We start from the raw sequence: 7,722 nt of genomic DNA, 5'->3' as shown, positions 1-7,722 counted from the left end.
AACCTGCTGCGCTTCATCATCGCCCCCTCAATGACGGACTCTAGCTCAAACTGGCGGAGTTCCAGGGAAGCACGTCAGCTCCTTTATCCCGGCGGGCGGGAGCAGATGCTTGGAGTAACTAGCGATGCAAACCTTTGTGGTGAAGTCTGCTGCGGCGAACCAGCGGCATTTAGAGCGCAAAGCAGACGCGACTCGGGTCCATTGTCTCACCCGGTGCGTACTGCACCATGGGATCTCGCTGCGAGAGTTTGGAAAAATGTGGGGACGGTAGAAGTCGGCTTCAAAAATATCGTGTTATCTAAGATAGATCACGACAGTCCTGGGCTCCCTACCGCTCCGCTCATTTTTTGTGAGTTGCCGTCTACCGCGTGAGAACAAGATATAATCGGCACATCTGGTACGTAACGTAGATTTGAGATCCAGCGCCTGCGGCGGCAGCGGCATAGTGGTGACCCTCAGAAAGCGCCGCCGATCGCTGAAGTGCCGCCGGAAACGATAACAGCGCAGACGCCCAAAGAAAATCGTCAATAACATAAGGCAATATTCAAAATAATATAGTTGGCAACTGCTGCTCGCCTTCCTTGTTGAGTCAGACGATAAGGAGGTGCCGACATGTTCATGCACAACAAGCGTCTGCAATATACGGTTCGGGTCTCGGAGCCCAATCCCAGGTTAGCCTGCATGATGCTCGAGCAGTTCGGCGGCGCCGATGGCGAACTGGCCGCGGCGATGCGCTATTTCACGCAAGGGCTCGGGGAAGAGGATCCCGGCCGTCGCGACATGCTGCTCGACATCGCCACCGAGGAACTGAGTCATCTCGAGATCATCGGGACGATCGTGACGATGCTCAACAAGGGTGTACGGGCGCAACTGTCCGAGGCGCAGCAGGCCGAGGCCGATTTGTTCGCGATGGTCGGGCAAACCGGCACCAGCGCAAAGGAATCGATCCTGTTCGGCGGCGGTCCCGCGCTGATCGATTCGGCAGGGGTTCCGTGGACCGCCGCTTATGTAGATTCGCGCGCCGAGCCGACCGTGGACCTGCGTTCGAACATCGCCGCCGAGAGCCGAGCCAAGATCGTCTATGAGCGGCTGATCAACATCACCGACGATCCCGGCATCAAGGATGCGCTGGGGTTCCTGATGACGCGCGAGATCGCCCACCAGAAGTCGTTCGAGAAGGCGCTCTATTCGATCGAGAACAACTTTCCGCCGGGCAAGCTGCCGGGCGTCGAGCAATATGCCAGCGTCTATGTCAACGCATCGCAGGGCGAGGGCGACATGGAAGGCCCGTGGAACTCGGGCGAGCAGTGGGAGCGGATCGACGACCTCAAACAGGCCATGCCGATCGACGGCGGCGACGGCCACGCCACGGTCAAGCTGGCTGGTGACGATCAGGCCGCGCTCGAGCAGATGATGCTTCGCAACCAGTCCGATCCGACCTCCGATCCCACCACGGGCGCCGATCTCGGTGCCGGGCCCGGCGCCGGCAAGACCAAGCAGGTCGAACCCGCCCTGCTGGACTGACCCGGCGCGTTAAGGCGCCGGTACCGCTTGCCACGTCGTTGGCCGTCGAGCGATCGGACAATCCGTCCCGTCGTCCGGCGGCCAATGCGCGTTCAGCCCAGCTGCTCTCCTGCGGAATAGATTTCCTATTATTCGAATAGGAATTACCTTGTTCACCGTCGCTCGAGCTTCACTAGACATCGGGCCAGCCGCGAAAGCGGACCCGGCCAGACGCCCAAGCACAGGAGACGACGATGTCGCTCAAGCTGTTCGATACCATTCCGGACTTCACGCAGGAATCGACCGAAGGTCCGCTCAATTTCTACGACTGGGCTGGGAGCAGCTGGGTCGTCCTGTTCTCGCACCCCAAGGATTTTACTCCGGTGTGCACCACCGAGCTCGGCGCGGTCGCCAAGCGCAAGTCCGAATTCGACCGGCGCGGCGTCAAGGTGATCGGCCTCTCGGTCGATCCCGTCGACCAGCATCTGCGCTGGGCCGGCGATATCGAGCGCACCCAGGGCGCCGCGCTCAACTTCCCGCTGATCGCCGATGTCGACCGCCGCGTCGCGACCCTGCTCGACCTTATCCACCCCAATGCGTCGGACACCGCAACGGTGCGCAGCGTCTTCGTGATCGACCCCGCCAAGCGTGTCCGCCTGACGCTGACCTATCCCGCATCGACCGGGCGCAATTTCGACGAGATATTGCGCGTGATCGATAGTCTCCAACTCACCGACGGCCACAAGGTCGCGACGCCCGCCGACTGGCAGCAGGGCGACGACGTCATCGTGCTCCCGTCGATCGGCTCTGAGGAGGCACGCGTCTTGTTTCCCGCCGGCTGGACCGAGCACACGCCGTATCTGCGCACCGTGGCGCAGCCCGTGGGCTGACCGCGATGCCGGCGCCTCTCGCCGTATCGCCGCTCGAGGCGGAGATCGCCCAGGCGGTCTCCGGGCTCAATGCGGCACGCATAGCGTGGCGGCAGGGCCAGGCCGGGGATCATGACGTCTCGCGCTTTCCCTCGCCGATCGAGCTCGGCCAGGTAGTCGAGCACCTCGCTGCGGCGCTCTATCCGGTGCGGTTGGGAGGATTTCGCGGCGGTGCGGCGCGCGAGGACGATTTCGTCGCCGAGCAGCTCGGCCTCGGCCTCGCGATCCTCCGCGACCAGATCGCGCGCGAAATCGATTACTGGCAGGGCTGGTCCGACGCGCGGTTCGAGGAGGAGCAGCCCGACACGATCGTCCGGCTGTTCGCCGCCACGCTTCCCGAGATCCGCGCGCTGATCGACAGCGACATCGAAGCCGCATTCGTCGGCGATCCCGCCGCGCGCACTGCCGACGAGATCCTGATCAGCTATCCCGGCGCGCTTGCGATCCTGCATTATCGCATCGCGCACCAGCTCTTCGCGCTCGGCGCGGCGATCGTCGCCCGCCTGATTTCGGAGCTTGCCAATGCCCGCACCGGCATCGACATTCACCCGGGCGCGACGATCGGACCGCGTTTCTTCATCGATCACGGGACCGGGGTGGTGATCGGCGAGACCGCCATAATCGGTGCCAATGTGCGGCTCTACCAGCACGTCACGCTCGGCGCGCGCAGCCCGCTGGGGCTGGCCAGCATCGGCCCGCGCGATCGCTTCGCCCGGCACCCGATCGTCGAGGACGACGTGATCATCTATGCCGGCGCGACGATCCTCGGCCGAGTCACGATCGGGCGGGGCAGCACGATCGGCGGCAATGTCTGGCTGCTCAGCGACGTGCCCGGGGGCAGCGTCGTGGTCCAGCCCGAAGCGGTGACGCTCGATGCCGCGACGGCACGCGAAGTGACCGCTGAGCTCCGGGTCGCACGCGCATGACCTTTCCGTTCATCCGTCGGCTGGCTCCGGCACCGGTCAAGCCGCTGATCGGTGTGCTCTGCTGCAATGAGGTCGCCGAGCGTCCGATCCAGGCGGTGGCCAGCCGTTTCATCGAACCGCTCAGCCGGATCTCTGGGGCGACGGTGCTGCTCGTGCCGGCGCTGGCCGATACGCTCGACGCGGCGGCGCTGGCCGGGCGGCTCGACGGGTTGCTTCTCACTGGCTCGCGCTCGAACGTCGCGCCGGCACGTTACGGCTGCCCCGGCGACGGCGCCCGGGCGGACCTCGAGCGTGACGAAGTGGCACTGGCGCTCAGCGCCGCGATGATCGAGCGGGGCCGGCCGGTGTTCGGGATCTGCCGCGGGCTGCAGGAACTCAACGTGCTGTTCGGCGGGACGCTGACCTGCGCCTCGGGTCATCAACGTGCCGATGTTCCGTTCGAGGCGCTGTTCGAGCACGAGCATGACGTGACGTTGTCGGCGGGCGGCCTGCTCGCCTCCTCGACGGGGCGCGACCGACTTACCGTCAACTCGGTGCACGAGCAGGGCATCGGCCGGCTCGGCGCCGGGCTGCAGGTCGAGGCGGTTGCGGCCGAGGACGGGCTCGTCGAGGCATTCTCGGCAGAACCATGCGGGGCGCCGGTGCTGGCGGTGCAATGGCATCCCGAATGGGACGCGGCGTCGCGTCCCGAAGGCCGCGCCTTTTTTCGGATCGTCGGCGAGGCGCTCCATATCGGCAGCGACGCGAATGCCTTCGCGCCGGCGATGCGCATCGGGCACTAACCGACCGGCGCATCCGCGATAGGGCGAAGTGCCCCCGCCCTCCGCACATCTCCCTTGTTGCCTTGCAACAGGCTTTCCCCCATCACCGCGCCCTCGGAGGAAGCGCACTTGGCCAGCCGCGCCGCGACATCTTTGTTCGACGCCGCCACCATCGCAGACCGATGGATTGCCGATTATTGCGCGCATGTCCCCGACAGCGACGTGCTCTGCGCGGCCGGCGGCGACCCGGCCTGGACCGCCTTGTTCGAAGAGCTCGCCACACTCTACGGCGAAGGACTCGGCAGCGCGCGCGAACGCGCGCAGCGCCACGCCGAGGATATCGGCACGGGCTTTCGTATCATCGACGAAGGCGAGGAACGCCCCTGGCCGCTCTCGCCGGTGCCGCTGCTGATCGACAAGGCGGAATGGGACGGCATCGCCGCTGGGATCGTCCAGCGCGCCGACCTGCTCGAAGCGGTGCTCCACGATCTCTATGGCGAAGGGCGCCTGGTCAGCGACGGGCATGTCCCTGCCGCTTTGGTCACCGGCAGCCCGTTCTTCCTGCGGCCGCTTGCCCGGCTCGACCCGCCGGGAGGGCATCACCTCCAGTTCGTCGCGGCCGATCTCTGCCGTGGACCCGATGGCGCCTGGCGCGTGCTCGCCGATCACCTCCGCGCGCCCGCGGGGGCCGGCTATGCGCTGGAGAACCGGCTGGCGATGGCGCGCACGCTCGGCGAGCTGCCCGGGCGGCTCAACATCGAGCGCCACGCGCCGTTCTTCGCCGCCTTCCGCGAAGGGCTGGCCGCCGCCTGCCGTCGCGCCGAGCCGCGTATCGCGTTGCTGACCCCCGGAAGGCTCAATCCGAGCTATCCGGAACAGGCGCATCTCGCGCGCTATCTCGGCTTCCTGCTCGTCGAGGGCGCCGATCTCGCGGTGCTCGACGACAAGCTCTATGTCCGCACCATCGCCGGGCTCAAGCGCGTCGACGCCCTGTGGCACCGGCTCGATCCGCGGCTGCTCGATCCCCTCGCGCTCGATTCGCACTCGACGATCGGCGTTGCCGGCGCGATCGACGCGATGGCGGCGGGCAATGTCGTCATTGCCAACGCGCCCGGCGTCGGGCTGCTCGAATCGCCCGCGTTCGCCGCATTCCTGCCCAAGCTCGCCGAAGTCGTGACGGGGGCGCCGCTCGCGCTCCCCAATATCGCAACCTGGTGGTGCGGACAGGATGCCGAGCGCGTTCACGTCACCGCAAATCTCGGTTCACTGCTCGTCGCACCTGCCTTCGGTGTGGCGCCGCTCGGATTGCCCGGCGGCAAGCCGGTGCTCGGCACGGCGCTCGACGGCGATGCCCGCGCCGCATTGCTTGAAGACATGGCGCGCAGGCCCGAGGATTATGTCGGTCAGGAAGTGGTGCGGCTCTCGACGATGCCGGCGGTGGCCGAGGACGCGCTTGCGCCGCGCCCGTTCACCTTGCGCGTCTTCGCGGCGCGCGACGGCGACGGGCACTGGACCGTGCTCCCGGGCGGCTTCGCGCGGATCGGCGAGCATCCCGATCCGCGGGCCGCGTTGATGGGCGAGGGGATGTGGTCGGCCGATGTTTGCGTCCACGGTGCCGAGCCGGTCGCGCCGGTGTCGCTGCTGCCTTCCGACGATACCACCCAGTTGCGGCGCAATCCGGGGACCTTGCCCAGCCGCGTCGCCGACAATCTCTACTGGCTCGGCCGCTACCTCGAGCGCGGCGAGGCACTGCTCGGGCTGCTGCGCGTGCTGCTCGGCCATTCGATCAGCGCCGACACCGGCGCCGCGCTCGCCGCCGAAACCGTTGCGCGGCTGATCCGGCGCGTGGTCTTCGCTGGGGCGGCACCAGAACCGCGCGGCATCAAGCGCGCCGACCTCACCCAGCTCGCGCGTACCGCGCTCGAAGGCGAGGACGGGTGGAACAGCGTTCGCGCGATCAATCGCCAGGCGCGATCGATCGGCGCGGTATCGCGCGAGCGGCTCTCTGCGGACATGATCCGCCTGCTCGACGCGCCTTTCCCGCAGCGCGGCGGCTTGCTCGACAAGGCCGGGTCGCTCCAGCGCCGCTATTCGGCGCTCAATGGGCTCGCCAGCGAGCATATGACGCGCACCGAATCGTGGCGCTTCCACGATATCGGGCGGCGGATCGAGCGTGCCTTGGCGGCGATCGGATCGATCCGCACCTTCGGCGGTCCCGATGCGACGAGCGACGATTTGTCGACGTTGCTCGATCTGATGGACAGCCAGATCAGCTATCGCCAGCGTTATTTGACCGGCATGGCGCGGATCCCCGTGCTCGATCTGGTCACGCTCGATCCCAACAATCCGCGCGCGCTGGCCTTTCAGGTCGCCGCGATCTCGGCGCACCTCAACAAGCTGCCTTTGCTCTCCGACGACGGCCTTGCTGAGCCCCAGCAGGAACAGGCGCGGGCGATCGCGGCGCTGCTCGTGACGACAAACGCTACGCGCCTCGACGACGCGTTGCTCGCCGATCTCGAAGCGCGGCTCACCCAGCTCTCGGCGGCGATCGCGCGGCGCTATTTCCTGCACGGCGCCGAGCCGCTGCGCGCCGCCGGCCTCGTCCTGGCCTGATCCGGTGCTGTACCAGATCCGGCACGTGACGCGCTTCGCTTATGCCGAGCCCGCGGCGTTCGCGCGCAACAACCTCCGGCTCAAGCCGATAATCTGGTCGGGCCAGAGCCTAGAGGAGCACGCGCTGGTCATCGAGCCGCAAGGCAAGGTTTTCGCGACGCGCGCCGAGGCGGGGCTGGCCAATGTCGTGCGGCTGGTGGTCGAGCAGCCGGCGCGGACGCTCACCATCGAGAGCCGCGCCCGCGTCCGCGTCGAGCGGCCGATCCCCATTTTTTCCCCTAGCGATCCCAGCCTGGCCGAGATCGCCGAATGGGCGCGGGCGAGCCGCGACGCCTCGCCCGCCGGGCCCGCGGCGTATCTATTTCCCTCCCCGCGCATCCCGCTCGATCGCGACATCGCCGCCTGGTGCGCCGCCGAGCTCGATCCGGGCCGCGGCGTGCTCGAAGCCGCGCTCGCGCTCGCGCTGCGGATCCAGCGCGAATTCGCCTTCGATCCCACCGCCACCCTGGTGGATACGCCGCCGGGAGACGCCTTTCGCAAGCGTGGCGGCGTCTGCCAGGATTTCGCGCAGATCATGATCTCCGGGCTGCGCGCGGCCGGGCTGCCCGCGGCCTATGTCTCGGGTTACATCCGGACCCTGCCGCCGCCGGGGCAGCACCGCCTCGTCGGCGCCGATGCGACCCATGCCTGGGTGCTGATATGGGCGGGACCGCGGCTCGGCTGGGTCGGCGTAGATCCGACCAACGGCATCTGGATGGCCGAGGATCACATCGTCGTCGCGATCGGCCGCGACTATGCCGACGTAGCGCCGATCGACGGGATCGTGCTCGGCTGGGGGGCGCAGGAGATGCATGTCTCGGTCGATGTCGAGCCCCTCGAATCCGCCTCGCTCTGAGACGGGCTTGCGCAAAGCGACCACCGCGCCGATGTTCGCCCACGAAAAGCTCCTGTAAGGGGCGCTCCACATTGGTGATTTCGAACGGGGATTTT

General features: G+C 67.1%; 6 protein-coding genes. All 6 read left to right on the top strand.

Annotated features, from left to right (window positions below; translation table 11 throughout):
* Window positions 1-612: 612 nt before the first annotated feature.
* The 6 genes from AC3WJI_RS17395 to AC3WJI_RS17370 all read left to right on the top strand — a co-directional run bounded on the left by AC3WJI_RS17395 (window position 613) and on the right by AC3WJI_RS17370 (window position 7,627).
* Window positions 613-1,524: a manganese catalase family protein gene (locus tag AC3WJI_RS17395; protein WP_492758551.1), complete on the top strand. Its 912-nt coding sequence runs from the start codon at window positions 613-615 to the stop codon at window positions 1,522-1,524.
* 233 nt (window positions 1,525-1,757) lie between these two features.
* Window positions 1,758-2,393 (top strand): peroxiredoxin, encoded by a 636-nt coding sequence (locus AC3WJI_RS17390; RefSeq protein WP_492758550.1) that lies wholly within the window; start codon window positions 1,758-1,760, stop codon window positions 2,391-2,393.
* 5 nt (window positions 2,394-2,398) lie between these two features.
* Window positions 2,399-3,358: a serine O-acetyltransferase EpsC gene (epsC, locus tag AC3WJI_RS17385; protein WP_492758549.1), complete on the top strand. Its 960-nt coding sequence runs from the start codon at window positions 2,399-2,401 to the stop codon at window positions 3,356-3,358.
* The gene (locus AC3WJI_RS17380; RefSeq protein WP_492758548.1) at window positions 3,355-4,140 is read left to right on the top strand and encodes a gamma-glutamyl-gamma-aminobutyrate hydrolase family protein; all 786 of its coding nucleotides are present in this window, start codon (window positions 3,355-3,357) and stop codon (window positions 4,138-4,140) included. The genes epsC and AC3WJI_RS17380 overlap by 4 nt, the downstream gene beginning before the upstream one ends.
* 108 nt (window positions 4,141-4,248) lie before the next feature.
* Window positions 4,249-6,732 (top strand): circularly permuted type 2 ATP-grasp protein, encoded by a 2,484-nt coding sequence (locus AC3WJI_RS17375; protein ID WP_492758547.1) that lies wholly within the window; start codon window positions 4,249-4,251, stop codon window positions 6,730-6,732.
* A 4-nt stretch (window positions 6,733-6,736) separates the two neighbouring features.
* A complete protein-coding gene (locus tag AC3WJI_RS17370; RefSeq protein WP_492758546.1) occupies window positions 6,737-7,627 on the top strand; it encodes a transglutaminase family protein in 891 nt (296 codons plus the stop codon).
* Window positions 7,628-7,722: the final 95 nt, after the last annotated feature.

The sequence above is a fragment of the Sphingomonas sp. FW306-1B-B10E genome, from assembly GCF_058782005.1.
Note: the sequence above shows the minus strand (reverse complement) of the source record. Positions and strands in the feature narration are given on the sequence as shown.

What these genes read in the sequence shown, in the direction of transcription:
- AC3WJI_RS17395 (WP_492758551.1), top strand. Translation starts at nt 613, where the DNA reads ATGTTCATGCACAACAAGCGTCTGCAATATACGGTTCGGGTCTCGGAG.
- AC3WJI_RS17390 (WP_492758550.1), top strand. Translation starts at nt 1,758, where the DNA reads ATGTCGCTCAAGCTGTTCGATACCATTCCGGACTTCACGCAGGAATCG.
- epsC (WP_492758549.1), top strand. Translation starts at nt 2,399, where the DNA reads ATGCCGGCGCCTCTCGCCGTATCGCCGCTCGAGGCGGAGATCGCCCAG.
- AC3WJI_RS17380 (WP_492758548.1), top strand. Translation starts at nt 3,355, where the DNA reads ATGACCTTTCCGTTCATCCGTCGGCTGGCTCCGGCACCGGTCAAGCCG.